Genomic DNA, 13,091 nt, shown 5'->3' with positions numbered 1-13,091 from the left:
ACAGGCTGATCTAATCGGTCGGTTAACAGGTTGGAGATGATAGATGACTGACGCTTATGTACGCCCAGATGTGCAAATGATTTTGACGATGATGGCGCAGTCCGACCAGCCGCTGATGTCGGAACTGGAACCCGCTGCAGCCCGCGAAATGTACAATATGATGGGGGCGATGCTCGAAGCCGATCCGGTCGAACTGGCGCGGATCGAAGATATTGCCTGCCCCGGCCCCGCCGGCGACATAGCGTTGCGGCTGTACGACAGTCAGGCCGATCGAAGCGCGGAAACACCCGTCATCATGTTCTACCATGGCGGCGGTTTTGTGATCGGCGACCTCGAATCCCACCACAGTTTCTGCACCTATATCGCACACGAAATGGATATTCCGGTCATCGCGGTCGACTATCGCCTGGCTCCGGAAGCGCCCTTCCCGGCAGCACCACAGGACAGTCTCGCTGCAACCCGGTGGGTTGCCGACCATCAGGAACAGTTGAAGCTTGATATCAGCGGCCTGGTTCCCTGCGGCGATAGCGCGGGCGGCAACCTCGCCTTGGTGGTCGCACAAGAATTTGCGGCCTCGCCCGCTGCCGTTCCCGTCATCGCCCAATTCCCCATTTATCCCGCCACCCGCATGGACGCAGAAGGCGGCTCGATGGACGAATTTGCCGAGGGTTTCCTGCTTACCAAGGCGACAATGGAATATTTCGACAGTCATTATGCGCCAGAGGATGACGATATCAACGTATCGCCCTATCTTGGTAATCTCGCGACGACCCCGCCAACGGTTCTGGTCACTGCCGGCCTCGATCCGCTGCGCGACCAGGGACGCGATTATGCCGCCGATCTGATCCGCCACGGCGTGAATACGCATTTCATCGAAATGGCCGGAAACGTTCACGGCTTCATCAATATCCGCAAGGCGGTGCCCTCAGCCCAGCAGGATGTCGACAAGATGATAGCAGCTTGGAAGACGCTGCTCGCCAGCCTGTGAAGGATTACAGCAAACTCCCGTACCGCCCGTGCGCCGGTATCATGCTCGCCAACCGCGAAGGTCAGGTGTTCGTCGGCCAGAGGCTGGACGCGGCCGACAGCCTCTATCCCGATGCATGGCAGATGCCTCAGGGCGGGATTGACAAAGGCGAGGAGGCCGAAGCCGCTGCCTTGCGCGAACTTCGTGAGGAAACCGGCGTGGTTGAAGACCATGTCCAGGTCATTGGCCGGACCAGGGAGGAATATCTCTACGACCTTCCCGACGAACTGCTCGGCAAGGTCTGGAAGGGCAAATATCGCGGCCAGCGGCAAAGCTGGTTTCTGATGCGTTTCACAGGCGACGACGGCCATATTGATATCCAGACCGAGCATCCGGAATTTGTCGACTGGAAATGGACCGACCCCGCGGGCTTGCCAGATATCATCGTTCCGTTCAAAAGGGACCTGTATCGCGCGGTTCTCAAAGAATTCGGACCGCTGATTTAATCAATATTATCCGGGATATATTTATGTCTAGACCTGCGATAGCGACCGCAATTCTCGCGGCAGCGAGCATTTCCACGCCTGCTTCGGCTGCGCTCCCCGATCCCGTAAAAGCGATGATCGACGCCGCCATCGCTTCCGGAAACAATCAGGACGTGCTCGCGATCGTCAAGATTGCCAAGGCAACAAACCCCGATGATCAGGCCGAGATCGATGCTCTCCTCGCCGAATACAATAATAAACGGGCGGAACAGGCGGCGGCCGCCCTGTTGGAAAAACAAGAGGCAGGCCTGTTTGCAAACTGGGAAGGCCAAGGCGAACTGGGCGGATTCCGCTCGACCGGAAACACGCGCAATTTAGGGGTCACCGGTGGCATCAAGCTGGTAAAGGATGCGGTCAAATGGCGGATGAATTTCAAGGCTCGCGCCGATTATGAAACCAACGGGGGAAAAACCACCCGCGATCAGCTGAGCGCGACCCTCGAGCCGAATTACAAGTTCAACAAACGGCTTTACGCTTACGGTCTTGCCCAGTTTGAACGGGATCGTTTCCAGGGCTTTTCCGCCCGCTACACATTGTCAGGCGGCTTGGGTTACGAACTGGTCAGTACCGACGATATTCGGCTCTCCATCAAGGCCGGCCCGGCAATCCGGGTTACCGATTTCGCAGGCGGAGACACAAAAAGCAGCCTTGCCGCGCTGGTCGGACTGGATTTCGACTGGAAGATTACCGACCATCTCAAATTTTCGCAGGACGCTGGCGGAACCTATGCCAGCGATGCGCAGGGATTTACCTCGGCGGTTGCCGTCATTGACAGCGACAACACGACATTTACCGCCACCTCGGCGCTTGATGCAAAATTGATCGGCAGCCTGTCGACGCGCCTGTCCTATACGATCGAGCATGAAACCAACCCGCAGGCTGGTCGCGCGAAAACCGATACGCTCAGCCGCGCGTCTCTGGTCTACGATTTCTGAACATCCCGAAGGACGGCCTGTCAGGGCGTTTCTGTCGTCGGCTCTTCGTCACCGATCTGCGGTTTTGGCGTGACCGCTTCCGCAGACAGCACGGGCTTCTTGTCCGCTAGCTTGATCGCCGAGGCCAGTTGATCGGTTTGCGCACAGCGCGACCGGCACAATGTTTCGATCCGCGACAAGTTGACGCGCGCTTTTTCGGTTGCACCGCGCTGGATCAGGGCCTCGCCCTGCCCGGCCAGTGCATCAAGATTATTCGGGTCCAGGATCAGCGCTTCGCGATACAAGCGGATTGCTTTTCCGGGCAGGCCCTGTACCCGGGCGATCTGCGCCAGGGCGATGAAGGCCGAACCATTGCGCGGATCGACGGCCAGCGACGTTTCGTAAAGATCCGCAGCCAGATCGAGCTCGTCGCGCTTCTGCGCCGCCTCACCCAATTGCATATATTCGACCGAACGCTGCTTGATATCGATATCGGCAGACTGGCCGAAACCGGCGCTGGAAACGGTGGCAAAAACAAGGGACAAGGCAACAACGGCCGGTGAAAAACGCATAATCAGCTCCAATAGACTCTCGCGACCATAGCCAGGCTCATCTGCATGCTGGCTTAACATGATTTGCTATCACAATTTTTCGAGGCACGTAAAATAAAAGCCATCCGTTCCGTCATGATACGGTGAAAGAAGAGAACCTTTACGATATGGGCGGCCAATCGGCAAATCAATCGATATTTCCCGCCATTGCGGATGGTTTTCGAGAAACCGGTCGGTCTGGTCGCCACCTTCCGCGTCAAGCAGCGAACAGACAGCATAGACCAGCCGCCCGCCGGGCCTGACCATCTCGCTGCCCAGCTCCATCAGCCTCTGCTGCAATTCTGTCGTATGGTCTAGCCGTTTGGGCGTCATTCGCCAGCGCAATTCGGGGTTGCGCCGCCAGGTGCCCGTCCCGCTGCAGGGCGCATCGATCAACACAAGATCACATTTGGCCTTCAGATGGTCCAGCGCTTCGATTTCCTTGCCGGGCGCGAGCAAGATTGTTTCGATATTTCGCGCACTGGCCCGCCGCTTCCGCGGCTCTATCCGGCTCAGCCGACCGCGATCGGTGTCCGCAGCGATAATCCTGCTCTCCGGAGGAAGCATCGCAGACAGGGCCAGCGTCTTGCCGCCCGCTCCCGCGCACATATCGAGGACCAGTTCCGGCTTGGCGGCGGCGCCAGCCATGGCGATGGCCTGACTACCGAGGTCCTGAATCTCGATTGCGCCTTCGCGGAACAATGTCTTGTCTTCCAGCTGTGTACCGGTCGGAAGCTCATAAGCATGGGGCAGCGCCAGCGCGACGGCGTCCGGCCATGCCGACTTCACTTCCAGATCCGTCGAACGCTGGCCGTTGACCCGCACGTGCAACGGCGCGCGGTCAAACAGCGCCCTGCGTTCGGTCTCGTCGATCAGACCGGCAAACCGGTCGGCCAGCCATTCAGGAATTTGCGCGCCGCCGGCGACGGCTTCATCCGCTTCGATTGCAGCAGGCCCATAGGCCGTGCCGGTAAAAAGCTCTCGCAATTCGGGCTGTTCGTCGATCAGGCCAAGCATCGCCTGCCTGCCGCTTTCCGGCCGGTCTCCCCAGCGCCGGATGGCGGAATAGACCAGCTCGCGAATGGCGCGCCGATCACCCGATCCGGCGTAGCGCCGTTCCTTGAAGAATTTCTTCGCGATATTGTCCGCAGACGCGCCATTGTCCCGTGCTGCGGCAATGATCCAGTCCAGCATCTCTATCGCGGCCTGCAGCCGTGCCGAGGGGGTCACTTGTCCATGCGATCGTCGGCATCAAAACAATAATGGTCGACGCGCGCGTCCGCACCATATTCCGTCTCGATCATTGCCTTCCGCTCGGAAGCGCCCTGTTCGCAGCTTTCGACCGTCGCATAGACGTCGTTTATCCAGAGCGGAGTGCTTTCCGCCTGACCCGCAGGCCAGACAAACATCAGCAACAATATTTTCGCTTCGATCACGAAATTCATTCAAAGCTCCTAACGGGTGGGGTAGTTGGGCGCTTCTCTGGTAATCGCGACGTCATGGACGTGGCTCTCCTGCAATCCGGCATTGGTGATCCGGACAAATTCAGCCCGCTCGCGCAGATCTTCCAGCGTCGCGGATCCCGTATAGCCCATCGCAGCCTTCACGCCGCCGACGAGCTGGTGGATGACATCGCGCGCCGGCCCCTTGAACGGCACCTGTCCTTCAATACCTTCCGGCACCAGTTTCATCTGGTCTTTGATATCCTGCTGGAAATAGCGGTCTGCCGATCCGCGCGCCATCGCGCCGACCGAACCCATTCCGCGATAGCTCTTGTAGGCACGCCCCTGATAAAGGAACGTCTCGCCCGGCGCTTCTTCGGTCCCGGCCAGCAGCGAGCCGATCATCACCGCAGACGCGCCGGCCGCCAAAGCCTTCGCGACATCGCCAGACGTGCGCAATCCGCCATCGGCGATCACCGGAATGCCGGATTTTGCCGCTTCTTCCGCACAATCTATGATCGCGGTCAACTGGGGCACACCGACACCGGCGACAACCCGCGTCGTGCAGATCGAGCCCGGACCGATACCGACCTTGATGCCGTCAGCCCCTGCATCGATCAGCGCGCGGGTCGCGGCGGCGGTTGCAACATTTCCGGCGATGATCTGGGCACCGTTCGAACGTTTCTTGATATCTTCCACGGCGCGCGCCACCATTGCGCTATGACCGTGAGCAGTGTCGACAATGATCAGATCGCATTCCGCATCGATCAGCGCCTGGGTCCGCTCTAGCCCGGCCTCGCCTACGGTAGACGCCGCAGCCACGCGCAGGCGACCGGTGCCGTCCTTGGTGGCGTTGGGATAGGTGACCGCTTTTTCGATATCCTTGACCGTTATCAGGCCAACACAGCGATAGTCATTGTCCACCACCAGCAATTTCTCGATGCGGCGCTGGTGCAAGGTGCGCCGTGCATCTTCCTGACTCACGCCAGCCGGAACCGTGGCAAGATTGTCCTTCGTCATCAGTTCCGAAACCAGCTGCTTGGGGTTTTCCGCAAAGCGGACATCGCGGTTGGTCAAAATGCCGACCAGTTTTCCGGATTTCTCGACCACGGGAATGCCCGATATCCGGTTTTGCTCCATCGTCGCCTGGGCTTCGGCCAGCGTTGCGTCAGGCGCGATGGTAATCGGATTGACGACCATGCCGGATTCAAACCGCTTCACCTGCCGCACCGCAGCGGTCTGCTGTTCTATCGTAAGATTGCGATGGAGCACGCCGATGCCGCCCATTTGCGCCATGACGATCGCCATGTCCGACTCGGTCACCGTATCCATCGCGGACGATAGAACCGGGATATTCAGCCCGATCAGCTTGGTCAGATTGGTTTTGGTATTGGCCTGGCTTGGCACGATCTCGGACGCGGCAGGTTGCAGCAGGACATCGTCAAAGGTCAGTCCCAACCGAATTTCTTTATGCTTGCCTGGCGTGCTCATGATTGCCACTTTCCGATATGCTGAATGTGATTCTGTGGCGGCCCATGTAATCAGTTATCGGCCCCGCCGCTAGGGGCTAATCCGGGATAAGTGATGGTCGAGGCAAAATAACGGCCCAATGCGACATGGAAATTGGCGTCCGCAGCCGCTCCACCGAGCAGCAAGTCGTCATTCACTTCATCGCTGACATCATGATATGGCCCGTTGATATAGGCTTGCAGCCGTACCTCGTCGGCAAATGCGCTGGTAATCATGAAGGCAGGAATATCGCGTTCAAGAAAAACATAGCCATCCTGACGCCGCAGATAAACGTCCGGCTTGCCGCTGCGGTCAATCTCCCGCCCTTCCTGCGCGGCGACGATTTCGATATCTTCGTCCAGGCCTGACTGTCCGAGACCGATGACCGCGATCATTTTCCTGTCGTCCGACAGCGCGACCGTGTCGGCGTTGAACACCGCAACCAGATTTTCGAGCGCTACAGCCGGATTCCGGACAAACGCCCGCGCGCCCAGCAGGCCCTTTTCCTCGGCGGTGGTCGCGAGGAAATAGACGTCCCGGTCATGATCATCGGGCGAAAGCCTTTTGGCGGTCTCTATCAGCAGCGATATCCCGCTCGCATTGTCGATTGCACCATTGCAGACACGGTCCGCTTCCGGCGTCAGAGGGTCTTCGATACGGCATTCGCCAAAATGGTCCCAATGCCCCATGAACAGCAAGGCCCCGCGCTTCGGATTGGTGCCTGCTATTTTCCCGATGACATTGTGGGATGTATAGGTGCGAACCTGCGTTTCTGCCACTGCGTCCGCATTCAAACCAAGATCAACATAAGAGATAGCCGCTTGATCGGCGAGCAGGCTCTTCGCATCCAGACCGGATTTTCTCGCCAACCGGCTGAATTGGTCGAGACTGATCAACCCTTCGAGCGCGGCATGTTCCTGCGGACCCGCCAGGGCAGTTGCGCCCCGCTGATAAGAGCGCCGAAATCGGGACCAGCGCTTCTGATCGTCAACCACACCAATCACACCGACCGCACCGTTGCGGATCAGCTCGAGCTTGCGATCTCTGTAGCTCTCGCTACCGTCTCCGCCCTCGGGTGGCTCGACTGGCAGCAGCACAAGCTTTCCGGCCATCGGCAGAGCGTCCTGCCCTTGCCCGTAATCGGCATAGCCAGCAAAAACGACCGCCATGCGGGATTGCCGGAAGGATGGATCACCGCTCCGCAAGATGATCTCGTCCTCGCGCAACCGGATATTCCTGCCGCGCGAATTGTCCGAAAAATATATCTGCGAACGTTCCGGAATACGCTCCACCAGGGAAACCGGCGCGTACCAAGAACCCTGAACGCCAGCGGGCTTCAGCCCCGCCGCCAACCATTGACTGGCGATGTAATGGACGGACTTGTTCTCGCCGGTCGTGCCGGGCTTTCGTCCCTCGAATGCATCGCCAGCCAATATCTCGATATGGCGAAGCAAATCCGCTTCGCCAATCGGCTCGGCGCGCAGACTGGCGGAAAAGACCAGACTCGATAAAAACAAACCGGCAATGATACGCATTGCAACAAGCACCCTTTTTCTAACCCTAATAATTCGCTTTTCCCTTGGCATTATCGCGCAAATAATCAATGATAATGAGACGGTTCGCAAGGGAGAATGGAAATGGGCGTTTCGCTATTATTATTGGTGCTATTGGTCACCATCATCTATCTTTTTGCGAGCATCAAGATCGTCCGGCAGGGCTATCATTATACAATCGAATATTTTGGCCGGTTCACGACCACGGCACAACCGGGGTTCAATTTCTATCCGGCATTTCTCTATCGCGTCGGCCGCAAGGTCAACATGATGGAACAGGTGCTGGACATTCCCGGACAGGAAATCATCACCAAGGACAATGCGATGATCTCCACCGACGGCGTGGTATTCTTCCAGGTCCTCGATGCCGCCAAGGCGGCTTATGAGGTCAATGATCTCTACAATGCGATCCTCAACCTCGTCACCACCAACCTGCGCACCGTCATGGGATCGATGGACCTTGACGAAACATTGTCCAAGCGCGACGAGATCAACGCACGGCTGCTGACCGTGATCGACGATGCTACGACGCCTTGGGGGATCAAGATTACCCGGGTCGAGATCAAGGATATTCGCCCGCCTCAGGATATCGTCAACGCGATGGCGCGCCAGATGAAGGCCGAACGCGAGAAACGCGCCAACATCCTCGATGCGGAAGGCGCACGCGCTTCCGAAATCCTTCGTTCCGAAGGCGAAAAACAGGGCCAGATTTTGCAGGCCGAGGGCCGCAAGGAAGCCGCCTTCCTCGACGCGGAAGCCCGCGAACGTGAGGCCCAGGCCGAAGCGAAAGCGACCGAGATGGTGTCCGAAGCGATTGCCGGCGGCAACGCGCAGGCGATCAATTATTTCGTCGCGCAGGATTACGTGAAGGCGGTCGAAAAATTCGCCACCTCGCCCAACGCGAAAACCATATTATTCCCGGTAGAGGCCACCCAGCTGATCGGATCGCTCGGCGGCATCGGCGCGCTCGCCAAAGCGGCACTGGGCGAAGATGGTCATGCCATCACGCCACCGCCCCGGCGCAAGGGACCCTTTGACAATCAGGACGGATGATCCCGGTATCGAGCGGAGTATGAGCCATGGATGATTTCTCGATCAACAATCCGGAATATGTCTGGCTTAGCATAGCTGCACTGTTAGCGCTGGCGGAGCTGTTCGTGCCCGGCGTATTCCTGATCTGGGTGGCAGCAGCAGCAGCGGTGACCGGAGTCCTGTCGCTGTTCATCGACATGACCTTTGCCGGTCAGCTTACCGTATTCGGACTATCCACCATAGCCGCTGTGCTCGGCGGGCGCCGGTGGTACCTGACCCACAATGTCAAGAGCGAAAGCCCGTTGCTCAACAACCGTTCGGCGCAACTGGTCGGACGGACCGTCACCGTCGTAGAGGCGATTTCGTCCACCAGCGGACGAGTGAAAGTCGCGGATGGCGAATGGAAAGCCAAGGGTCCGAATATGGAAAAAGGGACCGTTGCGAGGGTCGCAGCGGTCGAGGGCGGTGTCCTCCGGCTGGAAGCGCTGGAAGACACCGCAATACTGGAATCCAAACCTATTTCTTGAAGAAACCCTTCGCCATATTGGTGATGTCGTTGATCGGATTTCCGTCGCCATCGCGATCCAGAAAACTGGTCGCCTTGCCGAGCAGGCCTTCATCTCCGGTGAGCTTGTCCATCAGGCTGCCCTCGCCATCGAGACCGGCTTTTTCCGCCAGAGCAGGCAACAGGCCCTTGAGCTTTTCAGCATCAACACCGGCTTCAGCGGCCGCTTCCCTGATTGCGGTCACCTGGTCGGTGCTGCCGTCGCGCAATTTTGCGAACAGGGCTTCACCGCCCTTTTTCGCTTCGTCAGCCGTCATTCCGGCTTTTTCCGCAATATCGTCGATGCTGAAATTTTCGGGCAGCATATCCATGATTTTTTCAAGCATATTCATAGTCTATATCCTTCAGTAGAAGTTGGTTCAGCGGACCAGTTTTCCGGCCATGCCGATGATGTCATCCAGAGGATTGCCATCGCCGTTCAGGTCGAGCATCGAGGCGACACCGCCGAGACCGCCTCCAGATGTCTTGCTGCCGCCGCCGAGCAGACCACCGATCAAGCCTCCCAGTCCGCCGCCATTCCCGGCGCTGCCAGAGCTTTCCTTGGCCATATATCCGGCCACCATCATGGCAACAACCGGCAGCATTTTCTTGAGCAGATCGCTGCTGATTCCGGTCTGCTGTTCCGCGCCCGCGGCAACGGTCCGGCTAACTTCCTTGGAACCGAAAATCTGGCCGAGCACTTCATTGCCCTTGCTTACCGGAGTCGGCTGGGTGCCAAGCACGCTGTCGAGCAGTCCGCCACCGCCGAGCTGGCCCAGCAATCCGCCGAGCCCGTCGAGGCCGCTTGGTTGCGCCTGGGTCGTCTTCTTGAAGCCGCCCAATATGGCGGGCAACAGGGCTGCGGCGCCCGCTTGCGCGACGCTTTCGTTGACGCCCAGTTCCTTGGCCATCGTGCCGATGCCACCCGACTGCTGCAACATGTCCATAATATTCATCGTCGCTCTCCTACTTGGCCCTAACGGCATGTGTTGAATCATTGCTTGCCCAGCCCCTAGCATATTTTCGGGCCAGAAACCGGCTAATCCGCAGTGTTACGAGTGTTTACAACGATTTGACGGCACATCGCCGTCATCAGGAGACAAGGGCAATTGACTCCACGACCGTGAACATCGAAATGATAAGCCAAGGGCGTAGCCTGGCAAAAGCCGGACGAGGAAGCCCCAATTCAAAAAGGAGCAAGACATGAGCATTTTCGGAAAAATCAAGAACGCGATCTTTGGCGGCGAAGCCAAGGCAGCGGAACCCGAAGCGAAAACCGCAGCACCGGCAGCAGCACCGGTCGAGCGTGCAGCGATCAGCGAAGTCGACGTGGCCTCGCGGCTCGACAGCATCCCGGGATCGGACAAGCTAAACTGGCGCACCTCGATCGTAGACCTGATGAAGCTGATCCAGATCGACGCCAGCTATGGCAACCGCAAGGAACTGGCGCAGGAACTCGGCAACAGCGATTATAGCGGGTCCGCCGAAGACAATATCTTGCTGCACAAGCAGGTCATGAACAAGATCGCGGCCGCCGGCGGCATCGTTCCGGCTGAACTGAAAGACTAATCATCTGGACGACCAGTCCGATTGAATTTAGGCGGGGGGCTGTGAGCGATCATGGCCCCCTTGCTTTTGCCCCACTTCCCGCTGCGGAAGCGCCAAGAGGCTGCCGCCGCTGTCCGCGACTGGTCGGCCTGCGCAAAAGCCTGCGCAGGAAACATCCGGACTGGTGGAACGCGCCCGTCCCTGCTTTCGGTGACCCCGAGGCATGGCTGGCCATCGTGGGCCTCGCGCCGGGCACCGAAGGCGCCAACCGGACCGGCAGACCGTTTACCGGCGACGCGTCGGGCGAAACGCTGTTTGCCACCCTCTCCAAATATGGATTTGTGAATGGTCAATTCGCCAATGATCCAGCCGACGGCATCACTCTCAACGGTGCCATCATCCTCAACGCTGTCAAATGCCTGCCGCCGGAAAACAAGCCGACCGGGGCCGAGATCAACAATTGCCGCGATTATCTCAAGAAACCGATCCGCGCCCTGCCCCGGTTGCGGGTCATAGTGGCGCTGGGCAAAATCGCCCATGACAGCATCATCCGGATGGAAGGACTCAGATTGGCGGATAACAAGTTCGCCCACGGCGCGCACCACGCCCTCCCTGACGGCCGTGTTCTGATCGATAGCTACCACTGCAGCCGCTATAATCTGAATACGGGGCGGCTCACGGTGGCGATGTTTGAACAAGTGTTCGAGCAGGCGGTCTATTTGTCCTCGGCCAGCCGCCCATAAAGCTCCGGCCGCCGGTCCCGGAAAAAGCCCATGCCGGCACGATGCTTGCGCGCCTGTTCGAGATCGAGTGACGCCGTCAGCACGCCGGTTTCCTGCGAGCCATATTCCGTCACCAGATCGCCCCATTCATTGGTGATGAAACTGTGGCCGTAAAAGGCCTGCTCCGCTTCGACGCCGATGCGGTTGCTGGCGACCACCGGCATGCAGTTGCTCACCGCATGGCCCTGCATCGCCCGGCGCCACATGCGGCTGGTGTCGAGGTCGGCGTCATAGGGTTCGGAGCCGATTGCGGTGGGATAGAAGAGGACTTCCGCGCCCATCAGCGCCATGGCCCGCGCCGTTTCCGGATACCATTGGTCCCAGCAAATGCCGACGCCGACCCGCGTGCCGAATACATCCCAGACCTTGAAACCCGTATTGCCCGGGCGGAAATAAAATTTCTCCTCATAGCCGGGTCCGTCGGGAATATGGCTTTTGCGATAGACGCCCATGATCTCGCCACCGGCATCGATCATCGCGAGGCTGTTATAATAATGCTGGCCGTCCCGTTCGAAAAAGCTCGCCGGAATGGCGACGCCATATTGCTTGGCCAGCTTCTGCATGGCCAAAACCGGCGTGCTTTCATTCACCGGCTGCGCCAGCGCAAAAAGCGCCTCGTCTTCGGTCTTGCAGAAATAGGGTCCGGCAAACAGTTCGGGAGGCAGGATGATCTGGGCACCCTGCTCCGCCGCTTCGGCGATCAGGCCGCTGACGGCGAAGATATTGGCCTGTTCATCGCCGCTCAGGGGCAGCTGCAGGGCTGCTACGGATAAATTGGTCATAGCAGCCCCATTAGCGGCTTAAGGACGCTTCTTAAACAATAATGTCATGCGGTCGGATTCGCCAATCGCTTCATATTTGGCCTTGTCGCTGTCGCCCAGCGCCAGAACCGGAGGCAATGTCCAGACGCCGCGGTCATAGTCGGACTTGTCCTTGGCATTGGCGTTGATTTCGGATTGGCTGACCAGTTCAAAGCCGTTCAACTCGAACAGGGCGATGACCGACGACTGTTTCAGATATCCTTTGGTGCCGTTGGACATGGCATAGGATGCGTCCTTCTTGGCCCGGTGCTGGACGACGCCGACCATCCCTTCATCGGCGAGCATATCACGCAGGGCGCGCAGTTCGGAGTCCGCCCGGTTTCCGTTGAGCATACCGTGCAACGAGCGGAATATCAAAATCCGGTCAACCTTGCCCTTCATGTCATCCGGCATCTCGTCGCTTTCGAAGGCAAGTATCTTGCCGGCGTCAACACCGGTCCACTTGGCCGCCGTTTCCGGAAAGCTTTCGGGCCAGCCCTTTGTCCGCGCTTCGCGCGCGCGATCCGCAAAGCTGCTGGACGAGCTGTCGGCATTGATCGCGATATATCGTCCGCTTGCGGCAAGATAAGGCGCCAGCACGCGCGTGTACCAGCCGCCGCCTGGTCCATATTCGACGACTGTATGCTCCGGTTTGACACCGAAGAAGCTCAGCGTTTCGGCTGGATGGCGATACATGTCACGGGCCTTGTCCCCGGCGCGGCGCTCATGCGACAGAACCGATTGCAGGCTGGCGTCGGTCATTTCCGCGCCGTCTTTTGCATGATGTTTGGCGGTAACGGGAGCGGCCATTGCCAGCAGTGCCAGCGAAGCGCTCGCCATCAGTAGATTTTTCATGATATTTTCC

Annotated in this window: 16 protein-coding genes; 7 read left to right on the top strand and 9 right to left on the bottom strand. The window is 58.6% G+C overall.

The window, feature by feature from the left end; genetic code table 11:
• Positions 1 to 43: 43 nt before the first annotated feature.
• Genes HUO14_RS05690 through HUO14_RS05680 form a run of 3 tightly spaced genes read left to right on the top strand, consistent with a single transcriptional unit; the run spans position 44 to position 2,447 of the window.
• On the top strand, positions 44 to 988 hold the full coding sequence (locus HUO14_RS05690; RefSeq protein WP_176278925.1) for an alpha/beta hydrolase: 945 nt from the start codon (positions 44 to 46) through the stop codon (positions 986 to 988).
• Positions 985 to 1,473, top strand: a complete 489-nt coding sequence (locus tag HUO14_RS05685; protein WP_176279497.1) for an RNA pyrophosphohydrolase — start codon at positions 985 to 987, stop codon at positions 1,471 to 1,473. The genes HUO14_RS05690 and HUO14_RS05685 overlap by 4 nt, the downstream gene beginning before the upstream one ends.
• Before the next feature lie 23 nt (positions 1,474 to 1,496).
• Positions 1,497 to 2,447: a DUF481 domain-containing protein gene (locus HUO14_RS05680; RefSeq protein WP_176278924.1), complete on the top strand. Its 951-nt coding sequence runs from the start codon at positions 1,497 to 1,499 to the stop codon at positions 2,445 to 2,447.
• A 20-nt stretch (positions 2,448 to 2,467) separates the two neighbouring features.
• On the opposite strand, the gene HUO14_RS05675 is transcribed toward HUO14_RS05680, so the two are convergent.
• From HUO14_RS05675 to HUO14_RS05655, 5 genes are all read right to left on the bottom strand, one after another.
• Positions 2,468 to 2,998 carry a tetratricopeptide repeat protein gene (locus HUO14_RS05675; RefSeq protein ID WP_217907932.1) on the bottom strand — a complete coding sequence of 177 codons (531 nt, stop codon included), beginning with the start codon at positions 2,996 to 2,998 and terminating at the stop codon, positions 2,468 to 2,470.
• A 69-nt stretch (positions 2,999 to 3,067) separates the two neighbouring features.
• Positions 3,068 to 4,246 (bottom strand): RsmB/NOP family class I SAM-dependent RNA methyltransferase, encoded by a 1,179-nt coding sequence (locus tag HUO14_RS05670; RefSeq protein WP_176278923.1) that lies wholly within the window; start codon positions 4,244 to 4,246, stop codon positions 3,068 to 3,070.
• Positions 4,243 to 4,461 (bottom strand): hypothetical protein, encoded by a 219-nt coding sequence (locus HUO14_RS05665; RefSeq protein ID WP_176278922.1) that lies wholly within the window; start codon positions 4,459 to 4,461, stop codon positions 4,243 to 4,245. Before HUO14_RS05665 ends, HUO14_RS05670 begins: the two co-directional genes overlap by 4 nt.
• A gap of 9 nt (positions 4,462 to 4,470) precedes the next feature.
• On the bottom strand, positions 4,471 to 5,949 hold the full coding sequence (gene guaB / locus HUO14_RS05660) for an IMP dehydrogenase (RefSeq protein ID WP_176278921.1): 1,479 nt from the start codon (positions 5,947 to 5,949) through the stop codon (positions 4,471 to 4,473).
• A gap of 50 nt (positions 5,950 to 5,999) precedes the next feature.
• Positions 6,000 to 7,502, bottom strand: coding sequence for a M28 family peptidase (locus HUO14_RS05655; RefSeq protein ID WP_176278920.1), 1,503 nt, complete (start codon positions 7,500 to 7,502; stop codon positions 6,000 to 6,002).
• A gap of 102 nt (positions 7,503 to 7,604) precedes the next feature.
• On the opposite strand from HUO14_RS05655, the gene HUO14_RS05650 reads away from it, so the two are divergent.
• Both HUO14_RS05650 and HUO14_RS05645 read left to right on the top strand, forming a co-directional pair.
• Complete coding sequence (locus HUO14_RS05650) at positions 7,605 to 8,573, top strand: SPFH domain-containing protein (protein ID WP_176278919.1); 969 nt, start codon at positions 7,605 to 7,607, stop codon at positions 8,571 to 8,573.
• 26 nt (positions 8,574 to 8,599) lie between these two features.
• Positions 8,600 to 9,079, top strand: coding sequence for an NfeD family protein (locus HUO14_RS05645; protein ID WP_176278918.1), 480 nt, complete (start codon positions 8,600 to 8,602; stop codon positions 9,077 to 9,079).
• Here HUO14_RS05645 and HUO14_RS05640 read toward each other — a convergent pair.
• Together HUO14_RS05640 and HUO14_RS05635 are read right to left on the bottom strand one after the other, a co-directional pair.
• Positions 9,069 to 9,449: a hypothetical protein gene (locus HUO14_RS05640; RefSeq protein WP_176278917.1), complete on the bottom strand. Its 381-nt coding sequence runs from the start codon at positions 9,447 to 9,449 to the stop codon at positions 9,069 to 9,071. The genes HUO14_RS05645 and HUO14_RS05640 overlap by 11 nt on opposite strands.
• 27 nt (positions 9,450 to 9,476) lie before the next feature.
• On the bottom strand, positions 9,477 to 10,052 hold the full coding sequence (locus tag HUO14_RS05635) for a DUF937 domain-containing protein (RefSeq protein ID WP_176278916.1): 576 nt from the start codon (positions 10,050 to 10,052) through the stop codon (positions 9,477 to 9,479).
• A 247-nt stretch (positions 10,053 to 10,299) separates the two neighbouring features.
• On the opposite strand from HUO14_RS05635, the gene HUO14_RS05630 reads away from it, so the two are divergent.
• Positions 10,300 to 10,665: a DUF3597 domain-containing protein gene (locus HUO14_RS05630; RefSeq protein ID WP_176278915.1), complete on the top strand. Its 366-nt coding sequence runs from the start codon at positions 10,300 to 10,302 to the stop codon at positions 10,663 to 10,665.
• 41 nt (positions 10,666 to 10,706) lie between these two features.
• Positions 10,707 to 11,387 carry a uracil-DNA glycosylase family protein gene (locus HUO14_RS05625; protein WP_176278914.1) on the top strand — a complete coding sequence of 227 codons (681 nt, stop codon included), beginning with the start codon at positions 10,707 to 10,709 and terminating at the stop codon, positions 11,385 to 11,387.
• Here HUO14_RS05625 and aguB read toward each other — a convergent pair.
• Positions 11,360 to 12,208, bottom strand: coding sequence for an N-carbamoylputrescine amidase (aguB, locus tag HUO14_RS05620; RefSeq protein ID WP_176278913.1), 849 nt, complete (start codon positions 12,206 to 12,208; stop codon positions 11,360 to 11,362). The genes HUO14_RS05625 and aguB overlap by 28 nt on opposite strands.
• Positions 12,209 to 12,226: 18 nt before the next feature.
• Positions 12,227 to 13,081 (bottom strand): class I SAM-dependent methyltransferase, encoded by an 855-nt coding sequence (locus HUO14_RS05615; RefSeq protein WP_176278912.1) that lies wholly within the window; start codon positions 13,079 to 13,081, stop codon positions 12,227 to 12,229.
• Between the last annotated feature and the right edge of the window lie 10 nt (positions 13,082 to 13,091).

This window comes from Parasphingorhabdus flavimaris (genome assembly GCF_013371215.1).
GTDB lineage: Bacteria > Pseudomonadota > Alphaproteobacteria > Sphingomonadales > Sphingomonadaceae > Parasphingorhabdus > Parasphingorhabdus flavimaris.
This window is presented reverse-complemented; position numbering and strand designations above follow the sequence as displayed.

What these genes read in the sequence shown, in the direction of transcription:
- HUO14_RS05635 (WP_176278916.1), bottom strand. Translation starts at nt 10,052, where the DNA reads ATGAATATTATGGACATGTTGCAGCAGTCGGGTGGCATCGGCACGATG.
- HUO14_RS05675 (WP_217907932.1), bottom strand. Translation starts at nt 2,998, where the DNA reads ATGCGTTTTTCACCGGCCGTTGTTGCCTTGTCCCTTGTTTTTGCCACC.
- HUO14_RS05615 (WP_176278912.1), bottom strand. Translation starts at nt 13,081, where the DNA reads ATGAAAAATCTACTGATGGCGAGCGCTTCGCTGGCACTGCTGGCAATG.
- aguB (WP_176278913.1), bottom strand. Translation starts at nt 12,208, where the DNA reads ATGACCAATTTATCCGTAGCAGCCCTGCAGCTGCCCCTGAGCGGCGAT.
- HUO14_RS05645 (WP_176278918.1), top strand. Translation starts at nt 8,600, where the DNA reads ATGGATGATTTCTCGATCAACAATCCGGAATATGTCTGGCTTAGCATA.
- HUO14_RS05665 (WP_176278922.1), bottom strand. Translation starts at nt 4,461, where the DNA reads ATGAATTTCGTGATCGAAGCGAAAATATTGTTGCTGATGTTTGTCTGG.
- guaB (WP_176278921.1), bottom strand. Translation starts at nt 5,949, where the DNA reads ATGAGCACGCCAGGCAAGCATAAAGAAATTCGGTTGGGACTGACCTTT.
- HUO14_RS05690 (WP_176278925.1), top strand. Translation starts at nt 44, where the DNA reads ATGACTGACGCTTATGTACGCCCAGATGTGCAAATGATTTTGACGATG.
- HUO14_RS05630 (WP_176278915.1), top strand. Translation starts at nt 10,300, where the DNA reads ATGAGCATTTTCGGAAAAATCAAGAACGCGATCTTTGGCGGCGAAGCC.
- HUO14_RS05640 (WP_176278917.1), bottom strand. Translation starts at nt 9,449, where the DNA reads ATGAATATGCTTGAAAAAATCATGGATATGCTGCCCGAAAATTTCAGC.
- HUO14_RS05680 (WP_176278924.1), top strand. Translation starts at nt 1,497, where the DNA reads ATGTCTAGACCTGCGATAGCGACCGCAATTCTCGCGGCAGCGAGCATT.
- HUO14_RS05650 (WP_176278919.1), top strand. Translation starts at nt 7,605, where the DNA reads ATGGGCGTTTCGCTATTATTATTGGTGCTATTGGTCACCATCATCTAT.
- HUO14_RS05655 (WP_176278920.1), bottom strand. Translation starts at nt 7,502, where the DNA reads ATGCGTATCATTGCCGGTTTGTTTTTATCGAGTCTGGTCTTTTCCGCC.